Raw genomic sequence first — 20,304 nt, 5'->3', positions numbered from 1 at the left:
GCGCGGCTACCGCGGGCGGGGCTTTGACGACACGGCCTAGACCACCGTCAGCGCGTCCCGGCACAGCTGGAGCTCCTCGCGGGGCTTGACCACCAGCACCGGCACCCCCTCGGTGTGCACCGGCCCGTCGTCCTCTCGGTTGTCTGCCACCGCGGGCCGGATGCCCAGCTGCCCCAGCCGCGCGGTGATCGCCTCCCGCAGCTCCGGCTGGTCCCAGCCGATCTCGCCGGTGAAGACCAGCGCGTCCACCCGGTACAGGCTGGTGGCCGCGGCCGCCAGCTCCCGGGCCACCCGGTGGGCGAAGACCCGCAGTGCCAGGTCCGCCGCCGCATCACCGTCCCTGGCCGCGGCGACCAGCTCGCGGGTGTCGCCGGAGCGGCCGTCGGACAGGCCCAGCAGACCGGACTGCCGGTACAGGCCCTCGGAGAGCTGCTCCCGGGTGAGGCCCTTCTCCAGCAGGTGCAGCAGCAGGCCGGGGTCGATGGAGCCGGAGCGTTTGGACATGGGCACGCCTTCCAGCGGGGTGAAGCCCATGGAGGTGTCCACGCTGCGGCCGTCCCGGTAGGCGCACACCGAACAACCGCCGCCCAGGTGTGCCATCAGCAAGCTCAGCTTGTCCGCCGGCACCCCGGTCATCGCGGAGACCCGGCGCACCGCGTGCGCATAGGACAGGCCGTGGAAACCGTAGCGCCGCAACCCAAAACGCTGCCGCCACTCCGCCGGCAGCGGGTAGGTCGTGGCCAGGTCGGAGAGTCCATTGTGGAACGCGGTGTCCGGGCACAGCACGTGTGGCGCCCCGGAGAGCTGCCCGCGCAGCTTCGCCAGCAGGGCCAGCGTGCGCGGCACGTGCAGCGGGGCCAGCGCGGCCACCGGGTCCAGGGCCCGCACCAGCTCGTCGGTGACCACGGTAGGGGTGCGCACCACCTCGCCGCCGTGCACCAGCCGGTGCGCCACCGCGGTCAGCTCCCGGTCGCCCACCCGGAACAGCAGCTTGCGCAGCTCCTCCGCGGCCTCCTCGGAGTCCGGCGGCGCTTCCACGTGCATCTGGTCCAGCACCCGCTCGGTGCCCGCGGAGACCAGGTGCGCCTGCAAGCTGGAGGAACCTGGGTTGATCGTCAGCACGGTGCTCATGCGGGCCAGCTCCACTCGGTGATCTCCTTGGCGTCCTTGCCTTCCCGGTAGGCGTGGGCGCGCAGCTCGTCACGTTCGGCGAGCAGCCGCTCGGCCAGGCCACCACCGGCGCTGGCCCGCCCACCGGCTCGGCGTAGCGCGTCGGCGGCCAGGTCGTAGCGGCTCATCCGGTTGCTCACCAGCAGGTCGAACGGGGTGGTCGTGGTGCCTTCCTCCAGGTAGCCGTGCACGTGGAAGCGCGTGGGGTCGGGGCGGCCGTGCAGCACCTCGTGCACCGCGGAGGGATAGCCGTGGAAGGCGAAGATCACCGGCAGGCCGCGGCCGAAACAGGCCTCGAAGGCGCGTTCGTCCATGCCGTGCGGGTGCCGGCGCGGGGTGGACAGGCAAAGCAGGTCGACCACGTTGACCACCCGCACCATCAGATCCGGTGCGTGCCGGCGCAACAGGTCGGCCGCGGCCAGGGTCTCCACCGTGGGCACCCCGCCCGCGCAGGCCAGCACCACCTCCGGCTGGTCGCGGTGCTGCTCGGTGCCCGCCCAGTGCCACACCCCGGCGCCCGCGCGGCAGTGCCGGGCCGCCTCCTCGGCGGAAAGCCATTGCGCGGCGGGGTGTTTGCCCGCGATGACCAGGTTGATCCGGTCGGTGGAGGCCAGGCAGTGGTGCAGGGTGTGCAGCAGGGTGTTGGCATCCGGCGGGAAGTAGATCCGGCTGACCGAGGACTTCTTGGTCAGCAGGTTGTTGATGAAACCGGGGCCCTGGTGGCTGTAGCCGTTGTGCTCCTGCCGCCAGCCCTCGCTGGTGAGCAGGTAGTTCAGGCTGGCCACCGGGGTCCGCCACGGCGTCTCGGCGGCCATCTTGAGGAACTTGGCGTACTGGTTGACCATACTGTCCACAATGGAGGCGAAGGCCTCGTAGCAGGGGAACAGGCCGTGCCGGCCGGTGAGCAGGTAGCCCTGCAACCAGCCCTGGCACAGGTGTTCCGACAGCACCTCCATCACCCGGCCGTGCCGCCCGAGGTGCTCGGCCGGGCTGCCCGGCGGCCAGGCGAAGACCCGGTCGGTGGCGGTCAGGGTGGCGTCGAGCTTGTTGGAGGCCAGCTCGTCCGGGCACATGATCCGGAAGTTGCGGATCTCCTCGGTGCGCCGCAACAACTCCGCCAGGTACGCACCCGCGGTCTGCGTCGGACTGGCCTGGGCGGCACCGGGTTTGTCCACCGGCACAGCGAACTCGGCCGGGTCGGGCAGGGGCAGCTCGCGGCGCAGGTCGCCGCCGTTGGCCTGCGGCACGCGCCCGAGGCGCAGCTCCTCCGGTGGCAGCAGGTCGATCAGGTCCGGCTGCGGTGCGCCGTCCCTGGTGAACAGCTCCTCCGGGCGGTAGGAGCGCAGCCAGCGTTCCAGCAGCTCCAGGTTGTCCGCCTCGATCGGCACCTGGTGGGCGTGGAAGCTGCCTTCCAGGGGCGAGCCCTCGGCGTCGAAGGCGGGCAGGCCCCAGCCCTTGGGGCTGCGCAACAGGATCATCGGCCAGCGCGGCCGGTCCGGTCGGCGGTCGCGGATGCCGGTGATCTCGGTGCGGGCCAGGGTCAGTGTGCTGGCCAGCAGCTCGTCCGGTTCGGCGGTCGTGGTCACATCGACCAGGTGCGGGGTCCAGCCGGCGCCGTGGAAGTAGGCGGCCAGCTCGTCGTCGTCCATGGAGGCGTACACCGTCGGCGAGGAGATCTTGGATCCGTTGAGGTGCAGGATCGGCAGCACCGCGCCGTCGTGCGCCGGATCGAGGAACTTGCCGCCGTGCCAGGACCCCGCGGTCGGCCCGGTCTCGGCCTCCCCATCGCCGACCAGGCAGGCCACCAGCAGCTCTGGGTCATCCAGCGCGGCCCCGAACGCGGTGGCCAGCGCGTAGCCGAGCTCGCCGCCCTCGTGGATCACCCCGGGCACCTCGGGGGAGAGGTGACTGGGAAACCCGCCGGGCCAGGAGAACCGCCGCACCAGCTCGGCCAGCCCGGCCTCATCCAGCGACAGCGCGGGATCGTGCCGGAGGTGCGTGCCCTCCAGCCACAGGTTCGCGTGCACCGCGGGCGCGCCGTGACCAGGCCCGACCACGAACAACGTGCGCTGACCGGTGGCCTTGGCCAGCGCGTTGAGTCCACTGTAGACAAACGTGATACCTGGACAGGTGCCCCAGTGCCCGAGCAGGCGCGGTTTGAGGTGCTGCGGGCGCAACGGCTCGCGCAACAGCACGTTGTCCCGCAGATAGATCTGGGCCGCGGCCAGGTAGTCCGCGGCTCGGCGGTAGCGGCGGGCAGCCGCGGTGTCGATCACAGAAACCGGGTTTCCCGAATTCCTCGCTCGCCACACGTTTCCGCCCGGAGACGGTGGGTAGCCGAAGAGTGCGTGACCGACACAGAGAGGAGATGGTTGGACAGTGAGCGTTATCGAGGAACGCGTGGAAGTCCATGCCCCGGTACGCGCCGTCTATGACCAGTGGACCCAGTTCGAGACCTTCCCGGAGTTCATGAAGGGCGTCGAGCAGGTCGACCAGGTGTCGAACACGCTGACCCACTGGAAGACCAGCATCGCCGGTGTGGAACGCGAGTTCGACGCCGAGATCATGCACCAGGTCCCCGACGAGCGGATCTCCTGGACCGTCGTGTCCGGGCCGAAGCACCGCGGGACCGTGTCCTTCACCCCGCAGGGCACCGAGACCAAGGTGTCGCTGCGGATCGAGTTCGAGCCCGAAGGCGCGGCCGAGAAGATCGGCGACACCCTCGGCTTCGTCCAGACCAGGGTCCGTGGTGACCTGAGCCGGTTCAAGGAGTTCATCGAACGGCGCGGCCACGAGACCGGTGGCTGGCGCGGCCAGGTCCGCCCGGTCGACGACCCGACCAACAGATAGGAAGAGCGCGCGAGCGGGAAGCAGGGCCCGCCTCGCCGCACGGAAAAAAGGCTGTGCCGCCCCCATTCGCCACCGGGGGCGGCACAGCCTTTTTCGGCGTCAGGGTTTCGCGGCGGCGTTGATGACCTCGTCCAGGAGGTCGCGGGAGCTGGCCAGCTCCTTCATGGTGCGCTCGATGCGGGCCTTCTCCTCGGTCAGCTCGGCCACCAGCTTCGGCGTGGCCCGCGCGGAGGGGCCGCCGTCAGCATCGCGCATGCAGGGCAGCAGCCGGGCGATCTTCCTGCTGTGCAGGCCCGCGGCGAACAGCTCCTGGATGCGGATCACCCGGTCCACCGCGAACTCCGGGTACTCCCGCTGCCCGCCCGGCGTGCGCTCGGGGATCAGCAGGCCCTGCTCCTCGTAGTAGCGCAGCGAGCGCTCGCTGACCCCGGTCCGGCGCGCCAGCTCCCCGATCCGCATCGGCCCTCCGCGACTTGAACTTCACACTGGTGTCAGGTTCTACCGTACCGGCATGACGAACCCGCCTTACGAGTACAGCCCGATCATCGACCGCCCGGCCCTGCACTGGCCGCAGGGCAAGCGGATCGCCGTCTACGTCGGCCTCAACATCGAGCACTTCCTGCCCGGCCACCCCTCCACCAGCATCTGGCCCGGCACCGCCGAGCTCACCCCCGACCCGCTCAACCACGGCTGGCGGGACTACGGCAACCGGGTCGGCATCTGGCGGATCACCGACATCCTGGACCGGCACGGCCTGCGCGCCAGCGTGCTGCTCAACTCCACCGTGCCCGAGCACTACCCGCAGATCATCGAGGCCGGCAACGCCCGCGACTGGGCCTGGCTGGCCCACGGCAGCACCAACTCCATCCTGCACACCGGCCTGGACCTGGCGGAGGAACGCCGGGTGCTCACCGGCATCGTGGACACCATCACCACCGCCACCGGGCAGCGCCCGCGCGGCTGGATGGGCCCCGGCCTCACCGAGACCGCCAACACCCCGGCCCTGCTGGCCGAACTGGGCCTGAGCTACGTGCTGGACTGGACCAACGACGACCAGCCCTACCCGCTGACCGTGCCCGGCATGCTCAGCGTGCCCTACACGGTGGAGCTCAACGACCTGATGGTCTTCGCCAAGCACACCGGCCCGGAGTTCACCCGCATGGTGCAAGACACCTACGAGGTGCTGCACGCCGAGTCCGAGCACAGCGGCCGGGTGCTGCCCCTGGCCCTGCACCCGTTCGTGATCGGCCAGCCGTTCCGGGCCAAGTACCTGGACGAGGCCCTGGCTTTCCTGGCCGCGCAACCGGATGTGTGGCTGACCACCAGCGACGAGATCGCCGAGCACTACCGGGCGAGCATGCCCGGCTAGCTGGCGTGTCCCAGCCGGTGGTGGCGGAAGCCCGCGGCGGCCAGCACCTTCACCGGCAGGTGGTCGCGGGTGTCCACCAGCACCGGGGAGCGCATGCGCGCGGCCAGGTCGGGGAAGTCCAGCTCGGTGAACTCCGGCCACTCGGTCAGCAGCAGCACCGCGTCCGCGCCCTCGGCCGCCAGCGCCGCCCGGGAGACCAGGGAGACCGGTCCGAGCCGGCCCCGCTCGGCGGGCACGCACGGGTCGTAGCCGCGCAGCCGGGCACCGGCCCCGGCCAGCGCCTCGGCCACCGCCAGCGCGGGGGAGTCGCGCAGGTCATCGGTGCCCGCCTTGAAGGTCAGGCCCAGCAAGCCGATCCGGGCCTCGCGCAGCGGGCGGGCCAGCAACCCGGCCAGGGCCTCGATGATCCGGGCCGGTTGACGGTCGTTGGTCTCGATCGCGGCCGAGAGCAACGGGAACTCGACCTCGGCCTGCCGGGCGGTGTGCAGCAGCGCCCTGGTGTCCTTGGGCAGGCAGGACCCGCCCCAGCCCGGTCCAGGGGCCAGAAACGCGGGGCCGATGCGCTCGTCCTGGCCCAGGCCCTCGGTGACCGCGGCGATGTCGGCACCGGTGCGCTCGCACAGCTCGGCCAGGGTGTTGACGTAGGAGAGCTTCATCGCCAGGAAGCTGTTGCTGGCGTACTTGACCAGCTCGGCACTGGCCGGGTCGGTGACCAGGGTCGGCGCGCCGGTGTCCCGGTAGAGGGCCAGCACCCGGCGCGCGGTCTCCTCTTCGCTCGCCCCGACCACCACCCGCTGCGGGTGCAGGAAGTCGGCCACCGCGTGCCCCTCCCGCAGGAACTCCGGGTTGCCCGACACCGCGACGTCGGCGCGGCCCAGCCTGGCCCGCAGATCGTCGGTGGTGCCCGGCGGCACGGTGGACTTGACCACCAGCACACTGCCGGGCCGCAGCTCGGGGCCGATCTGGGCCAGCACCGCGTGCACCGCGCCCAGGTCGGCGGCACCCGACTCGGACGCGGGGGTGGGCAGGCACAGGAAGACGAACTCCGCACCGCGCACCGCGGCCAGGTTGTCGGTGGTGAAGTCCAGGGTGCCCGCGGCCAGCCCGGTGGAGACCAGCTCGGCCAGCCCCGGCTCGTGCAGGCCCACCAGGCCGTGCCGCAGATCGTCCACAGTGGACTGATCCACATCCGAGCAGACCACCCGGTGCCCCAGCTGGGACAGGCAGGCCGAGGTGGTCAGCCCGACATAACCGGCGCCGATGACGCCTATCCGCTGCGCGCCCATGCCAGGGAGCCCTTTCCGGGGAGCAGCCGCCGGGCCGCGTCGAGCACCTCGTCCACCGAGATGCGCAACAGGCCAGGGGCTGGGGTGTCGGCGAAGGTGTCACTACTGATCCCGGCCCACAGCGCCAGGTGTTCCGGCCGCTCCGGCGGCGGGCCCCACAGCTCGGGGGAGACCGGCCCGAACAGCACCACCGAGGGGGTGCCGTACGCGGTGGCCAGGTGCGCCACCCCGGTGTCGCCGCAGACGACCAGCCGCGCGGTGGCCACCAGCGGGGCCAGCTCGGCCAGCGAGGTGTGCCCGGCCAGCACCCGCTCCGGCGGCAGCCCGGCCAGCTCGGCGACCTCCTTGGCGCGCGGCCGTTCCGGCAGGCTGCCGGTGAGCACCACGTGCCCGGGCAACCACCGGGCCAGCTCGGCGAAGCGGTCCACCGGCCAGCGCCGGGACCCGTGGCTGGCGCCGATGTGCACCACCACCGCCCCGCGCACCGGCGCCGGACACCACGGCTTGGGCAGCCGCAGGTCGGTCGGATCCGCCGGGATGCCGTGCTCGCTGAGCAACCGGCACCAGCGGTGCACCTCGTGCTCCTGCTCCCGCCAGCTGTCCCGGTCGAAAGTGATCAGCCGTTGCGGTTCGAGCTCACGCAGCAGCGCGGTGCTCTGCGGCCCGTGGCCGTGCAGGTTGACCGCGAGATCGGGCGGCCGGGCACGCCAGCGCAGCGGTTCGTCCAGGCCGTCGGTGGTGAGCAGCCGGTCCACCGCACCGATGTCACCGACCAGCTCGGCCAGCCATTCCGGCGCGGCCAGGGTGATCCGGACGTCGAAGTGCGCCCGGCGCAACGCGCGGAGTGCGGGCACCGCGGTGAGCAGGTCGCCCAGTCCCAGCGCGCGCAGCACGAGGACTTCGGGCGCGCTCACCGGCGCACCCGCCAGAACCGGAGTTCACCCCGCAGCCGGTGCAGACAGGCCATGGGCGGGATGATGACGCTGGTCACGACCATGCGGGCGATCTCATCCGGGGTGCGGGGGCCGGGCCGGATCCGCCGGGCGGCGAACTCCGCGGTCAGCCCCGCCCACACCAGCCCGGCGACCAGTGCCGCCCGCCGGGGCCAGGCAGGGTTTCCCGGCCCGGCCGCCGTCTGGCGAGCGGCGAGCGCCCCCACGAGCGCTGCGGTGCGCCGCCGGGCGTTTGCGCCAGCTCGCGGCCCGGCGACCGCGCTGGTCAGTTGCCCAACAACCGCTCCGGCTCGCCTGCCGACAAGCGCCGTGGCCCGCGTCCCGCCGAGTGCTCCCGCTGCCTTGCTGATGAGCGTCGTGGCCCGCGACCCGCCGAGTGCTCCCGCTGCCTTGCTGATGAGCGTCGTGGCCCGCGACCTGCCGAGCACTCCGGCCCGCCTGCCGACAAACGCCGTGGTCCGCCTCCTACTGAGCGCTCCGGCTCGCAGCCCGGCGAGCGCCTCCGCCCGCCGTCCCGCCAGCGCCCCAGCACCGGTCCCGCCCCGCCGCAGCCCGGCCAGCCCGAACCCCACCGCCGCCACCAGCGCCCCGGTCGTCACCACGTGCCACCGCAACCGCCCCGGCTGCCCGCCGATCCGCTCCCGCCACCCCGCCCCCACCAGGTGCCGCAACAACGCGTCATCCGTGTTCCCCCGCTGCGCCCGCACGCTGGCCAGGAATCCTTGCTCACGCACGGGGTGAGTGGTCGATCGCTCACCCTCGGTCAGTTCCAAGCCCTGGTCCATCACCCGCAGCGCCAGCTCGGCGTCCTCCCGGTAGGCCCGGGGGAACCGCTCGTCGAAGCCGCCGACCTCGGCCAGCGCCGAGCGCCGGTAGGCCATGTCCGCGGTGATCCACTCCGCCTGGGCCAGGCCCGCGGTGCCCAGTTCGGCATCTGTGGGCGCGCGGTCGGTCGGCAGGGGCACGGTGATCTTGGCCTTGCTGGCCGCGACCTTCGCGTCCAGCCGGGCCAGGTCCGCCGCCAGTCGTTCCGGCCAGTCGGGGCTGACCACCACATCGTCGTCCAGGAAGGCGATCCACTCGCACTCGGTGGCCCGCCAGCCCACGTTGCGCGCCGCCGCCGGGCCGCGGCCGCCGGAGGTGAGCACGCGCACCGGGATCGGGGTCGGCCCCAGGGGTTCGGGGTTGGGGCGGTCGTCGACCACGATCACCTCGGCCGGTTGCGGGCCGTGGGCGTTGGCCAGGGAGTTGAGCAGCCGCCACAGGCTGGCCCGGCCGATCGTGGGCACCACCACGGCGTAGTCCACTGTGGAGCTCATCGAGCCAGTCCCTTTCTGCGCAGGGCGAACGGGCCGATGGCGAGCAGGTCGATCGGCGCGGAACCGAAGCACTCCAAGGCATCCCTCGGATCGTCGACCATCGGGCGGCCGGCGGTGTTGAGGCTGGTGTTGACCACCACCGGCAGTCCGGTGCGCGCGGCGAACTCGCGCAGCACCCGGCCCATCAACGGATCCTGCTCCGGGTCCACGGTCTGGATCCGGGCGGTGCCGTCCACGTGCACCACCGCCGGGATCCGCGCCCGCCACTCCGGGCGCACGTCGTGCACGAAGAGCATGTGCGGGCTGGGGATCGGGCCGCGCTCGAACAGCTCGGCCGCGCGGTCGGCCAGCACCATCGGCGCGACCGGCCGGAACTGCTCGCGGCCCTTGACGTCGTTGAGCCGGGCCAGGTTCTCCGCCCGGCCGGGGTGGGCCAGCAGCGAGCGGCGGCCCAGCGCGCGCGGCCCGTACTCGGCGCGGCCCTGGAACCAGGCCACCACCTGGTCATCGGCCAGCGCTTCGGCCACCGTCACGGCGATGTCGGCGGGCTCGGTGTAGACCAGGTTCGCGGTGTCCAGGCACTGCCGGATCTCCTGCGCGGAGAACTCCCGGCCCAGGTCCGCGCCCGGCATCGGCGCGGCGGGGGCGTCCTCGGTGGCGGTGACGTGCAGGGCCGCGCCCAGCGCGGTGCCCGCGTCGCCGGCGGCGGGCTGCACCCAGACCTCCTCGAACGGGCCCTCGGCGTGGATCCTGGTGTTGGCCACGCAGTTCAGCGCCACCCCGCCGGCCATGGTGAGCCGCCGGTGACCGGTGGCCTCGTGCAGCCAGCCGGCCAGCTCCAGCAGCACCTCCTCCACCCGCAGCTGCACGCTGGCGGCCAGGTCGGCGTGCTCGGGGCCGAGCTCGCCGGACTCGCGGCGCTTGGCCAGTGCGTTCCAGTCGATGGGCTCGATGCGGAAACCGCCCTCGTCGGTGGTGCGCACCAGCTCGCGGAACAGGTCAGCGTGCACCGGGGTGCCGTAGGAGGCCAGGGCCATCACCTTGTACTCGTCGCTGGAGCGCAGGAAGCCCAGGTGCTCGGTCAGCGACTCGTACATCAGCCCGAGTGAGTGCGGAAGACGTTGCGAGGCCAGCACTTCCAGCTGCCCGTCGCGGTAGCTGCCGCCCAGGTGGGAAGCGCACTCGCCGCGGCCGTCGGCCACCAGCACCGCGGAGTCCGCGCCGAAGGGGGCGGCCAGCCCGGCGGAGGCGGCGTGCGCCATGTGGTGCGGCACGAAGCGCACGATGCCCGGGTCCAGGCCCGGTAACGCGGTGGCCAGGAACCGGGGGGCGCGCCGCGCGTAGGTGGTGCGCAGCTCCTCCCAGTCACCGTCCAGGCCCTGCTGGCCGGGCTCGACCAGGCCGGGGTCGTAGGAGTAGGCCACCGCGTCCAGATCGGACGGGGTGAGCCCGGCCTTGGCCAGGCACCAGCGGGCCGACTGCTCGGGCAGCTCCCAGGCGGAGAAGGCCAGCGGTCGTTTGCCGTGCTTGCGGCGGCTGAACCGCTCCTCCTCCGCGGCGGCGACGACCCGGCCGTCCACCACCAGCGCGGCGGCGGGGTCGTGGAAGATGGCGTTGATTCCCAGGACGCGCATGGCGATCGGCTACCCGGCGACCCGGTGGGCAAACGAGGCCGCGGCGAAGTGGTCCACGGTCCGCCGCAGCCCCTCGGTCAGCGAGACCTCCGGGGCCCAGTCCAGTTCCCGGGTGGCCACCGTGATGTCCGGGCAGCGGCGGCGCGGGTCGTCGGTCATCGCCTGCTCGTGCACCACCGGCGCGGTGCTGCCGGTGAGCTCGCGGATGCGTTCGGCGATCCAGGCCACCGGGTGCTCCTCGGGGCTGCCGAGGTTGACCGGGCCGGGAATCCCGCTGCGGGCCAAGGCGATCAGGCCGCGGACGGTGTCGCTGACGTAGCACAGCGAGCGGGTCTGCGCGCCGTCGCCGAAGACGGTGATCGGCTCCCCGGCCAGGCCCTGGCGGATGAAGGTGGGGATCATCCGGCCGTCGTCGGGCCGCATCCGGGGGCCGTAGCTGTTGAAGATCCGGGCGATCGAGGCGCGCAGCCCGTACTGGCCGAGGTAGGCGGTGGTCAGCGCCTCGCTGAAACGTTTGGACTCGTCGTAGACGCTGCGTGGACCTACTGGGTTGACGTTGCCCCAGTAGTCCTCGGTCTGCGGGTGCCGCAGCGGGTCGCCGTAGACCTCGCTGGTGGAGGCCAGCAGGAACCGGGCCCGGTGCGCCTTGGCCAGCTCCAGGGCGTGCAGCGTGCCCAGTGAGCCGGTGCGCATGGTCCGCACCGGTTCGCGCAGGTAGTCCGCGGGCGAGGCGGGGCAGGCCAGGTGCAGCACCGCGTCCACCGGGCCGGGCACCCGCAGCGGCTCGGTGATGTCGGCGTGCTGGAAGTGAAACCGCGGATGCTCCGCCACAGCGTCCACATTGGACAGACGTCCGGTGGACAGGTCGTCCACGCACACCACCGACACCCCGGAGAACACCAGCTCCTCGCACACGGAGGACCCGAGGAAGCCCGCGCCCCCGGTGACCACCACCCGTTCGAACCGCATCGCGAGCCCCTTTCTCATCCGCTCCACCCCGGCGGCTACCCGGGGCCTGGCCGGGGAAACGTCGGTGTCGGCCGCGCCAGGGCGGGTAGCTCGAAGGCATGACAAGCGCGCGCACCACCGTGGTGATCGCCACCAGGGACCGCTGGGACGAGCTGCGGCACACCTTGCACCGGCTCACCGGACTGGACCCGCCACCGCCGATCGTGGTGGTGGACAACGGTTCCAGCGACAGCACCCGGCAACGTTTGCCCACGGAGTTCCCGCAGGTGCGGCTGATCCCCCTGTCCGGCAACCGGGGCGCCACCGCCCGCAACCACGGGGTGGCGGTCGCGCGCACCCCGTACGTGGCCTTCAGCGACGACGACTCCTGGTGGGCGCCCGGCTCCCTCCAGCAGGCCGAACGGCTCTTCGACGCCTGCCCCCGGCTGGGGCTGCTCTCCGCACGCACCCTGGTCGGCCCGGAGCAGCGGCTGGACCCGCTCAGCGCCGAGCTGGCCGCCAGCCCGCTGGGCCGGGAACCCGGCCTGCCGGGGGTGTCGGTGCTGGGATTCCTGGCCTGCGCGGCGATCGTGCGCCGGGAGGCGTTCCTGGCCTGCGGCGGGTTCTCCCCGGTGCTGTTCTTCCCCGGCGAGGAGCAGCTGCTGTCCTGGGACCTGGCCGCGGCCGGCTGGGCCCAGTGCCACGTGCCCGAGCTGGTCTCCCACCACCACCCCTCGCGGATCCGGCCGCCCTCGGCGTCCCGGCGGCGCCTCCAGGCCCGCAACGCCCTGCTCACCGTGTGGCTGCGCAGGCCGTGGCCGGAGATCGCCGCGGCCACCTGGGCACAGCTGCGCGCGGGAGGCCCCCGGGTGCTGGCGGCGGCGCTGGCCCGGCTGCCCGGCGTGCTGCGCGACCGGCGACGCCTGCCCGCGGAGGTGGAACAACGGCTGGCGCTACTCCAACGCCAGGCATGGAGCGCGCCAGGCCGGGTAGGCCCACAGGGAACCACCACACCCCAGACAAGTGGAGGAGGATCCGTGTCCACCACCGAAACCGGCTCCGTGACCGGAACCCGGGACAAGGACTACAACATCATCTGGTTCACCGAGGCCTGCCTGTCCAACGTGCTGCGCCTGGAGACCTACATCCAGGACGCGGAGAAGGCGGGCGACAGCGAGCTGGCCGAGTTCTTCCGCAAGGCCCAGAACGAGAGCCGCAAGGGCGCCGAGCAGGCCAAGGCCATGCTCGCGCAGCGACTCAGCGGCTGAGTCCGCACACGGCGAGGGCCGGGCGCCTGGGGTGCCCGGCCCTTCCCGCGCGCCCGGTTACCGCTCGCCCTGCTGCGGCGAGCGGCCCACATCACCGCGCCAGGCGCCGGTCTCCGCGCCCCGCTGCTCGATGAACTCCTTGAACCGCTTCAGGTCCCCGGAGACCCGGTGCTCCACCACCCCCAGCGCCGCGCCCGCCTTCTCGGTCAGCGTCTCCGGCTGGTACTCCATCTGCAGGCTGACCCTGGTGGTCTTGTCGTCGAGCCGGTGGAAGGTCACCACACCGCCGTGCGGCGGACCGTCGATGGTCTTCCACGCCACTCGCTCATCCGGGTGTTGTTCGGTGATCTCGGCGTCGAACTCCCGTTCCACGCCACCGATCTTGGTGTGCCAGTGCGTCCGGGTCGGGGTGACCTGGGTGATGCGTTCCACGCCCTCCATGAACCGGGGGAAGGTCTCGAACTGGGTCCACTGGTTGTACGCGGTGCTCACCGGCACCTGGACGTCCACCGACTTCTCGATCGTGGTCACGCCGCCTCCTCACAAAACGGGGGGTTCGGGGTTGGTGTACCCGGGTCCGACCGCCCTACACGCCCCCCGATGTCACGCTGAGTAGCGTTTCTCGGAGAAGTGTTTAGTACCTCTTCGCCCGGCAAGCCTCGCCACGTGAGCGGAATCGTGCACTCCGCCTGGCCCGGTCTGGTGCTCTTCGACCGGGACGGCACTCTTGTCCGGGATGTCCCGTACAACGGGGATCCCGAGTTGGTGACGCCCATGCCCGGCGCCGCCGAGGCAGTGGCCGCGCTGCGCGCCAGGGGCGTGCGCACCGGTGTGGTGACCAACCAGTCCGGTGTCGCACGAGGACTGTTGTCCCTGGCCCAGGTCGCGGCCGTGCACCGGCGGATGGTGGAGCTGCTGGGGCCCTTCGACACCTGGCAGGTCTGTCCACACGGGCCGCTGGCGGGCTGCCGCTGCCGCAAACCCCGGCCGGGCATGGTGCTGGCCGCCTGCGCCGAGCTCGGCGTGCCGCCCTGCGCCACCGTGGTGATCGGCGACATCGGCTCCGATGTGCAGGCCGCGCAAGCCGCAGGGGCGCACGGGATCCTGGTGCCCACCCCGGTCACCCTTCCGCATGAGATCCGCAACGCCCCGGTGGTCGCACCGGACCTGACCGCCGCGCTGGAGTTGTTGCTGCCCGCGGAGGTCCGGCGATGAGCAGGGTGCTGGTGTGCCGGTTGGACAGTGAGGGCGACGTGCTGCTGGCCGGACCGGCGATCCGGGCGGTCGCGCACACCGCGGAGGTGGCGCTGCTGTGCGGACCGCGCGGCGCGCAGGCCGCCCGCCTGCTGCCGGGAGTGTCCACTGTGCTCACCTGGCACTGCCCGTGGATCGACCCCGAGCCGGAACCGTTGCGCCCCGCGGACTTCAGCACGCTGGTGGCCACCGTGCGCGAGCTCGGCTGCGACCGCGGCATCATCCTGACCTCCTTCCACCAGTCGCCGCTGCCCACCGCGCTGGCCCTGCGGCTGGCCGGGATCGCACACCTCACCGCCGCCTCGGTGGACTATCCCGGCTCGCTGCTGGACATCCGGCTGCGCCCAGGGCAGGACCTGGCCGAGGACCAGCCGGAGGCCGACCGCGCGCTGGCCATCGCCGCCGCGGCCGGATTCCCGCTGCCACCCGGCGATGACGGACGGCCGGCGATCACCGGCTACCCGGACACCTGTGAGCTGACCGGCCCGCCCGGCTACGTCGTGCTGCACCCCGGCGCCTCGGTGCCCGCCCGCAGCTGGCCGCCGCACCGCTGCGCCGAAGCGGTGGCCGAGCTGGTCCGCGACGGCCACCGGGTGGTGGTCACCGGCGGGCCCGGCGAGACCGCGCTGACCGCCGAGGTCGCCGGGGCGCACGCGGTGGACCTGGGCGGGCGCACCAGTTTCGCCGAGCTCGCCGGGGTGCTGGCCGGCGCCGCCGCGGTCGTGGTCGGCAACACCGGGCCCGCGCACCTGGCCGCCGCGGTCGGCACCCCGGTGGTCTCGCTGTTCGCGCCGGTGGTGCCCGCGGTCCGCTGGGCCCCGCACGGCCCGCACGTGCTGCTGGGCGACCAGTGGGCGCCGTGCCGGGACAGCAGGGCCAGGGTGTGCCCGGTGCCCGGCCACCCGTGCCTGGACGGCGTGCCGGCCACCGCGGTGGCCGAGGCGGTGCGCAGCCTGCTGGGGGTGACGGTGTGAGGGTACTCATCTGGCACGTGCACGGCGGCTGGCTGAACTCCTTCGTCCGCGGCAAGCACGACTACCTCATCCCGCGCCTGCCCGTGGGCGGCGAATGGGGACTCGGCCTGGCCGGGCGGGACTGGCCCAACGCCACCGAGGTCCCGGTGCAGGAGCTGATCAACACCGAGGTCGATGTGGTTGTCCTGCAACGGGCCGAGGAGATCGAGCTGGTCAGCCGCTGGCTGGGCCGCACCCCCGGCAAGGACCTGCCCGCGATCTACGTCGAGCACAACACCCCGCCGATGGCCGTGCGCGAGGCCAGGCACCCGCTGGCCGACCACCCGGAACTGCTGCTGGCGCACGTCACCCACTTCAACGACCTCATCTGGGACTGCGGCACCACTCCGACGGTGGTGATCGAGCACGGCGTGCCCGACCCCGGCCACCGCTACACCGGCGAGCTCCCGCACGCCGGGGTGGTGGTCAACGAACCCATCCGGCGCGGCCGGGTGGCCGGCACCGACCTGTTGCCCCGCTTCGCCGCCGCCGCGCCCCTGGACGTCTTCGGCATGGGCCTGGACGGCCTGGGCGAGCACCTCGGCCTCGGCCCCGACCGGCTCACTGCCTGCGGCGACCTGGCCACCGCGGACCTGCACGCCCAGCTCGCCCTGCGCCGGGTCTACCTGCACCCCTACCGCTGGACCTCACTCGGCCTGGCGATGCTGGAGGCGATGCACCTGGGTATGCCGGTGCTCGCCCTGGCCGTGACCGAGGCGCCGCGCGCGGTGCCACCCACCGCGGGGGTGCTCTCCACCAGGGTCGAGGACCTGGTGGCAGCGCTGCGCGCGCTGACCGCGGATCCGGCGATGGCCCGCGAGCTCGGCGCGGGCGCGCGCGAACACGTTCTGGCACACCACGGGTTGACGGCCTTCGTCGACCACTGGGACCACATCTTGACGGAGGTGACCCGATGAAGATCGCCATGATCTCCGAGCACGCCAGCCCGCTGGCCGTGCTCGGTGAAGTCGACGCGGGCGGTCAGAACCTGCACGTGGCCGAGCTCTCGGCCGCACTGACCCGGCGCGGACATGAAGTGAGCGTCTACACCCGCCGCGACGCTCCGGACCTGCCCGAGCGGGTCGAGGTCGAACCCGGCTACACCGTGGTGCACATCGACGCCGGACCGGCCCGCCAGCTGCCCAAGGACGAGCTGCTGCCGCACATGGGCGATTTCGCCAGGCGGCTGCGCGGGCACTGGGCGCACGAGCGGCCCGAGGTGGCGCACGCGCACTTCTGGATGTCCGGCCTGGCCGGTGAGCTGGCCGCCCGCGACCTGAAACTGCCGCTGGCCCAGACCTTCCACGCCCTCGGCGTGGTCAAGCGCCGCCACCAGGGCAGCGCCGACAGCAGCCCGCCGGAACGCATCGGCATCGAACGCGTGGTCGGCCGGGCCGCCGACCGGGTCATCGCCACCTGCTCCGACGAGGTCTTCGAGCTGGTCCGCCTCGGCGTGCCCAGGGCCCGGATCTCGGTGGTGCCCTGCGGGGTCGACCTGGACCTGTTCGACCAGTTCGGCCCGGCCGCCCCGCGCAACCACCGCAAACGCCTGGTCTCGGTGGGCAGACTGGTGCCACGCAAGGGTTTTGACCTCATCATCAGCGCGCTGGTGGCCACCCCCGATGTCGAGCTGGTCATCGCGGGCGGGCCCGCCGAGGGCGACCTGGAGCACGACGCGGAGGCCAGGCGGCTGCGCGCGCACGCGCAACGGCACGGCGTGGCCGACCGCGTGGTGCTGCTGGGACAGGTGGCGCGCAAGGACATGCCGCCGCTGCTGCGCTCGGCCGACGCCGTGGTCTGCGCGCCCTGGTACGAGCCCTTCGGCATCGTGCCGCTGGAGGCGATGAGCTGCGCCCGGCCGGTGATCGCCACCGCGGTCGGCGGCCTCACCGACACCGTGGTCGACGGCGTCACCGGCGTGCTGGTGCCACCGCGGGAACCCGAGGCGCTGGCCAAGGCGATCCGCCAGGTCACCGGCGACCCCGCCTTCGCCCAGGCTCTCGGCGTGGCGGGCAACGACCGGGTCACCGCCCGCTACGGCTGGGACCGGATCGCCGCCGACACCGTGCGCGCCTACCAGCGGATCACCAGGGTCGGCGCGGCCGAGGGCGCGGTCGTGGGGGAGGGGCGATGAGCGGCGAGCTGATCGGCGGCCACCTCGACGGCCTGCACCAGACCCTGGAGAACCTGCGGCAGCACGAACCGCTGCTGCGCCGCTGGGGCCGGGTGCTGGCGCACCGGCTCAGCGGCGGGCACCGGCTGCTGGCCGCGGGCAACGGCGGCTCGGCGGCCGAGGCCCAGCACCTCACCGCGGAGCTGGTCGGCCGCTTCCGCGAGGACCGCAGGCCCTTCTCCGCGATCGCGCTGTGCGCGGAGTCCTCCTCGGTCACCGCCATCGGCAACGACTACGGCTACGAGGAGGTCTTCGCCCGCCAGGTGCGCGCGCACGCCGGGCCACTGGACATCGTGGTGCTGCTGTCCACCAGCGGCCGCAGCCCCAACCTGGTGCGCGCCGCCGAAGCCGCCCGCGAGGCAGGCGCCACCAGCTGGGCCTGCACCGGCCCCGCGCCCAACCCGCTGGCCGAAATCGCCGATGAGACCCTGGCCCTGGACGGGCCCAGCCCCAACGTGCAGGAGGCCCAGCTGGTGCTGGTGCACCTGCTGTGCACCGCCTTCGAAGCCGAACTGTCCACAATGGACACACTTGCGCGCAGGAGGGTGTCATGAGCCTGGTCGTCCTCGGCGACTCGCTGCTGGATGTGGACCTCGACGGCCGGGCCGACCGGCTCTGCCCCGACGCCCCCGCACCCGTGCTCGACCTCGACGACCGGCGCGACCGCCCCGGCGGCGCGGCACTGGCCGCCAGCCTGGCCGCCGCCGACGGCGAACCGGTCACCCTGGTCACCGCGCTGGCCCGCGACGCCGAGGCCGACCGGCTGCGCGCCGCCCTGCACGGAGTGTCCACAGTGGCCGGTGAACTGCCCGGAACCACCACGGTGAAAGCGAGACTGCGCGCCGACGGCCGATCCCTGGCCCGCCTGGACTACGGCCACAGCGCCCGCCCGGAGGTCACCGAGGAGATGCTGGAGGCGGTCGCCGGGGCCACCGCCGTGCTGGTCTCCGACTACGGCCGCGGCCTGGCCGCCGATGAACGCCTGCGCGAGCTGCTGGCCAGCCGCGCCAGCCGGATCCCGGTGGTCTGGGACCCGCACCCGCGTGGCCCGGATCCGGTGCCCGGCGTCCGCCTGGCCACCCCCAACCGGGCCGAGGCCCTGGCCGCCACCGGCGCGCCGGATGAGTACGCCGCGGCCGCGCTGCTGCGCCAACGCTGGCGGGCCGGCGCGGTGGTGGTCACCCTCGGCGCCGGTGGCGCGCTGCTGGAGCACGGCGGCACCCCGGTCGCCGTGCCCGCCCCCGAGATCACCGCGCTGGACCCCTGCGGCGCGGGCGACCGCTTCGCCGCCACCGCCGCCTGCGCGCTGCGGCGCGGCGCCGCGGTGGACGAGGCGGTGGCCGCCGCGGTCGAGCAGGCCGCCGACTTCCTGGCCAGGGGCGGCGCGGCCGGTTTCGGCACGCCACCGCCGGACCGTGAGTCCACTGTGGACGGACTGCTGCGCTCGGTGCGGGCCAAGGGCGGCACCGTGGTGGCCACCGGCGGCTGCTTCGACCTGCTGCACGCCGGGCACGTGCGCATGCTCGCCGCCGCCCGCCGCCTCGGCGACTGCCTGGTGGTGTGCCTGAACTCCGATGAGTCGGTGCGCCGCCTCAAGGGCTCCGGCCGCCCGGTCAACCCGGCCAGGGAACGCGCCGAGCTGCTGCGCGCACTCTCCAGTGTGGACGCCGTGGTGGTCTTCGAGGAGAACACCCCGGAGGCCGCGCTGCGGCGGCTGCGCCCCGACATCTGGGTCAAGGGCGCCGACTACAACGCCGACACCCTGCCCGAGGCCGGGCTGCTGCGCGGCTGGGGCGGCCGCACCGTGGTCGTGCCCTACCACCCCGGCCGCTCCACCAGCAGGCTGGTAACCGCCCTGGACCGACTGAGCTGAGAAGGAGAACCAGTGAACGAGGTAGGCGTCATCCTGGTCACCGGCGGCGCGTCCGGACTCGGCGCGGCCGTGGTGCGCGCCGTGCACGAGGCCGGGGGCACCGCACTGGTGCTGGACAAGGACACCCCGGCCGCGGACATCCCGGCCAAGGACGCCCTGACCGTGGACCTGACCGACACCGCGGCCGCCGAACACGCCGTGACCCAGCTCGCCGAACGCGCGGGCGGACTCGACGGCGTGGTCACCGCCGCCGGCATCGACAGCTGCGGACCGCTCGATGAGGTGTCCACAATGGACTGGGAAAGGGTGGTGCGGGTCAACCTGTTCGGCACCGCGGCCGTGGTGCGCGCGGCCCTGCCGTACCTCAAGGTGAGCCGGGGCCGGGTGGTCACCGTGGCCTCCACCCTCGGCCTGCGGGTGGCCGGTGACGCCACCGCCTACTGCGCCTCGAAGTTCGGCGTGGTCGGCTTCACCCGCGCGCTGGCCATGGAGACCGCGGGCCAGGTCGGGGTGACCTTGCTGGTGCCCGGCGGCATGCGCACCCGGTTCTTCGACTCCCGCACCGAGCAGTACCGCCCGGCCGATGACAGCAAGCTCAACCCGCCGGAACGGGTCGCCGACACCGTGCTGTTCGCGCTGCGCCAGCCCGCGGGCTGCCAGCTGCGCGAACTGGTGGTGTGCCACGAGGAGGAACCGTCCTGGCCGTGACGGTTCCTCCTCCTTCGCTCAGGCCCGGGGTCTACTCGCCCCGGGCCTTGGCGGTCTTGCGGTTGTTGGCCTTCTTGATCGCCTCGACCAGCTGCGGCTTGGTCATGCTGGACCGACCGGCGATGTCCAGCTTCTTGGCCACCGAGTACAGGTGCTCCTTGCTGGCGTTGGCATCCACACCCTCGTGCGTGCCCACGCTCTTCGAACCCGCCTTGCGCTTGGCCTGCTGATCCGAAGGCCCCTTCTTCTTTTTCGGCTCCCAATGGTCGCCGACCTTCTCGAAGGAGTGCTTCAGCGCCGAGAACGCGGTGCGATGCGCCCGCTCTCCCTCGCCATAGGTCTCCACCGCCGAGTCGTGCGCCTTGATCCAGGTCTCCTGGGCCTTCTTCGGCGATCGCTCCAGCGTGCTGGGCAGCTCCTGCCTGCCGGGCATGATCATCACCTCCACCCTGGGGATTCCCCTCCCCGTGCAGGTGAAACAGCCGC

General features: G+C 73.0%; 20 protein-coding genes. 10 read left to right on the top strand and 10 right to left on the bottom strand.

All coding sequences use genetic code 11. The annotated features are described in order from the left end of the window. Positions 1 to 36: 36 nt before the first annotated feature. Together M8C13_RS11170 and M8C13_RS11165 are read right to left on the bottom strand one after the other, a co-directional pair. On the bottom strand, positions 37 to 1,131 hold the full coding sequence (locus M8C13_RS11170; protein ID WP_252480450.1) for an acetate/propionate family kinase: 1,095 nt from the start codon (positions 1,129 to 1,131) through the stop codon (positions 37 to 39). Then, complete coding sequence (locus M8C13_RS11165; RefSeq protein ID WP_252480449.1) at positions 1,128 to 3,446, bottom strand: phosphoketolase; 2,319 nt, start codon at positions 3,444 to 3,446, stop codon at positions 1,128 to 1,130. The genes M8C13_RS11170 and M8C13_RS11165 overlap by 4 nt, the downstream gene beginning before the upstream one ends. Positions 3,447 to 3,549: 103 nt before the next feature. Between M8C13_RS11165 and M8C13_RS11160 the strand changes: the two genes are divergently transcribed. Then, positions 3,550 to 4,020, top strand: a complete 471-nt coding sequence (locus M8C13_RS11160; RefSeq protein ID WP_252480448.1) for an SRPBCC family protein — start codon at positions 3,550 to 3,552, stop codon at positions 4,018 to 4,020. Between the two features lie 99 nt (positions 4,021 to 4,119). Here the strand turns inward: M8C13_RS11160 and M8C13_RS11155 are convergent, their stop codons facing one another. Continuing rightward, a complete protein-coding gene (locus M8C13_RS11155) occupies positions 4,120 to 4,479 on the bottom strand; it encodes a MerR family transcriptional regulator (RefSeq protein WP_252480447.1) in 360 nt (119 codons plus the stop codon). Between the two features lie 52 nt (positions 4,480 to 4,531). Here M8C13_RS11155 and M8C13_RS11150 point away from each other — a divergent pair, with 52 nt between their 5' ends. Then, positions 4,532 to 5,389 carry a polysaccharide deacetylase family protein gene (locus tag M8C13_RS11150; protein WP_252480446.1) on the top strand — a complete coding sequence of 286 codons (858 nt, stop codon included), beginning with the start codon at positions 4,532 to 4,534 and terminating at the stop codon, positions 5,387 to 5,389. On the opposite strand, the gene M8C13_RS11145 is transcribed toward M8C13_RS11150, so the two are convergent. From M8C13_RS11145 to M8C13_RS11125, 5 genes are read right to left on the bottom strand one after another with little or no spacing between them, the layout of a single operon-like run. Further along, positions 5,386 to 6,675: a UDP-glucose/GDP-mannose dehydrogenase family protein gene (locus M8C13_RS11145; protein ID WP_252480445.1), complete on the bottom strand. Its 1,290-nt coding sequence runs from the start codon at positions 6,673 to 6,675 to the stop codon at positions 5,386 to 5,388. The two genes, M8C13_RS11150 and M8C13_RS11145, sit on opposite strands and share 4 nt — an antisense overlap. Beyond that, a complete protein-coding gene (locus tag M8C13_RS11140) occupies positions 6,657 to 7,589 on the bottom strand; it encodes a glycosyltransferase family 9 protein (protein ID WP_252480444.1) in 933 nt (310 codons plus the stop codon). Before M8C13_RS11140 ends, M8C13_RS11145 begins: the two co-directional genes overlap by 19 nt. Beyond that, positions 7,586 to 8,947, bottom strand: coding sequence for a glycosyltransferase family 2 protein (locus M8C13_RS11135; protein ID WP_252480443.1), 1,362 nt, complete (start codon positions 8,945 to 8,947; stop codon positions 7,586 to 7,588). The genes M8C13_RS11140 and M8C13_RS11135 overlap by 4 nt, the downstream gene beginning before the upstream one ends. Next, positions 8,944 to 10,581 (bottom strand): carbamoyltransferase C-terminal domain-containing protein, encoded by a 1,638-nt coding sequence (locus tag M8C13_RS11130; protein WP_252480442.1) that lies wholly within the window; start codon positions 10,579 to 10,581, stop codon positions 8,944 to 8,946. The genes M8C13_RS11135 and M8C13_RS11130 overlap by 4 nt, the downstream gene beginning before the upstream one ends. A gap of 9 nt (positions 10,582 to 10,590) precedes the next feature. After that, on the bottom strand, positions 10,591 to 11,550 hold the full coding sequence (locus M8C13_RS11125) for an NAD-dependent epimerase/dehydratase family protein (protein ID WP_252480441.1): 960 nt from the start codon (positions 11,548 to 11,550) through the stop codon (positions 10,591 to 10,593). A gap of 98 nt (positions 11,551 to 11,648) precedes the next feature. Here M8C13_RS11125 and M8C13_RS45770 point away from each other — a divergent pair, with 98 nt between their 5' ends. Further along, complete coding sequence (locus M8C13_RS45770; RefSeq protein WP_374213052.1) at positions 11,649 to 12,797, top strand: glycosyltransferase family 2 protein; 1,149 nt, start codon at positions 11,649 to 11,651, stop codon at positions 12,795 to 12,797. 57 nt (positions 12,798 to 12,854) lie between these two features. On the opposite strand, the gene M8C13_RS11110 is transcribed toward M8C13_RS45770, so the two are convergent. Then, positions 12,855 to 13,328, bottom strand: coding sequence for an SRPBCC family protein (locus M8C13_RS11110; RefSeq protein ID WP_252480440.1), 474 nt, complete (start codon positions 13,326 to 13,328; stop codon positions 12,855 to 12,857). Between the two features lie 135 nt (positions 13,329 to 13,463). Between M8C13_RS11110 and M8C13_RS11105 the strand changes: the two genes are divergently transcribed. The 7 genes from M8C13_RS11105 to M8C13_RS11075 are packed head-to-tail and all read left to right on the top strand — an operon-like array spanning position 13,464 to position 19,818. Then, positions 13,464 to 14,012: an HAD-IIIA family hydrolase gene (locus M8C13_RS11105; RefSeq protein ID WP_252480439.1), complete on the top strand. Its 549-nt coding sequence runs from the start codon at positions 13,464 to 13,466 to the stop codon at positions 14,010 to 14,012. Next, positions 14,009 to 15,025, top strand: coding sequence for a glycosyltransferase family 9 protein (locus M8C13_RS11100; protein WP_252480438.1), 1,017 nt, complete (start codon positions 14,009 to 14,011; stop codon positions 15,023 to 15,025). The genes M8C13_RS11105 and M8C13_RS11100 overlap by 4 nt, the downstream gene beginning before the upstream one ends. Further along, the gene (locus tag M8C13_RS11095; protein ID WP_252480437.1) at positions 15,022 to 15,981 is read left to right on the top strand and encodes a glycosyltransferase; all 960 of its coding nucleotides are present in this window, start codon (positions 15,022 to 15,024) and stop codon (positions 15,979 to 15,981) included. Before M8C13_RS11100 ends, M8C13_RS11095 begins: the two co-directional genes overlap by 4 nt. Beyond that, a complete protein-coding gene (locus M8C13_RS11090; protein ID WP_252480436.1) occupies positions 15,978 to 17,198 on the top strand; it encodes a glycosyltransferase in 1,221 nt (406 codons plus the stop codon). The genes M8C13_RS11095 and M8C13_RS11090 overlap by 4 nt, the downstream gene beginning before the upstream one ends. Further along, positions 17,195 to 17,791 carry an SIS domain-containing protein gene (locus M8C13_RS11085; RefSeq protein WP_252480435.1) on the top strand — a complete coding sequence of 199 codons (597 nt, stop codon included), beginning with the start codon at positions 17,195 to 17,197 and terminating at the stop codon, positions 17,789 to 17,791. Before M8C13_RS11090 ends, M8C13_RS11085 begins: the two co-directional genes overlap by 4 nt. Next, positions 17,788 to 19,110: a D-glycero-beta-D-manno-heptose 1-phosphate adenylyltransferase gene (rfaE2, locus tag M8C13_RS11080; RefSeq protein ID WP_252480434.1), complete on the top strand. Its 1,323-nt coding sequence runs from the start codon at positions 17,788 to 17,790 to the stop codon at positions 19,108 to 19,110. Before M8C13_RS11085 ends, rfaE2 begins: the two co-directional genes overlap by 4 nt. Positions 19,111 to 19,122: 12 nt before the next feature. Next, positions 19,123 to 19,818, top strand: a complete 696-nt coding sequence (locus M8C13_RS11075; protein ID WP_252480433.1) for an SDR family oxidoreductase — start codon at positions 19,123 to 19,125, stop codon at positions 19,816 to 19,818. A 31-nt stretch (positions 19,819 to 19,849) separates the two neighbouring features. Here the strand turns inward: M8C13_RS11075 and M8C13_RS11070 are convergent, their stop codons facing one another. Beyond that, complete coding sequence (locus tag M8C13_RS11070) at positions 19,850 to 20,251, bottom strand: ChaB family protein (protein WP_252480432.1); 402 nt, start codon at positions 20,249 to 20,251, stop codon at positions 19,850 to 19,852. Between the last annotated feature and the right edge of the window lie 53 nt (positions 20,252 to 20,304).

The sequence above is a fragment of the Crossiella sp. SN42 genome (assembly GCF_023897065.1).
In the GTDB taxonomy this organism is placed as follows: Bacteria; Actinomycetota; Actinomycetes; order Mycobacteriales; family Pseudonocardiaceae; genus Crossiella.
This window is presented reverse-complemented; position numbering and strand designations above follow the sequence as displayed.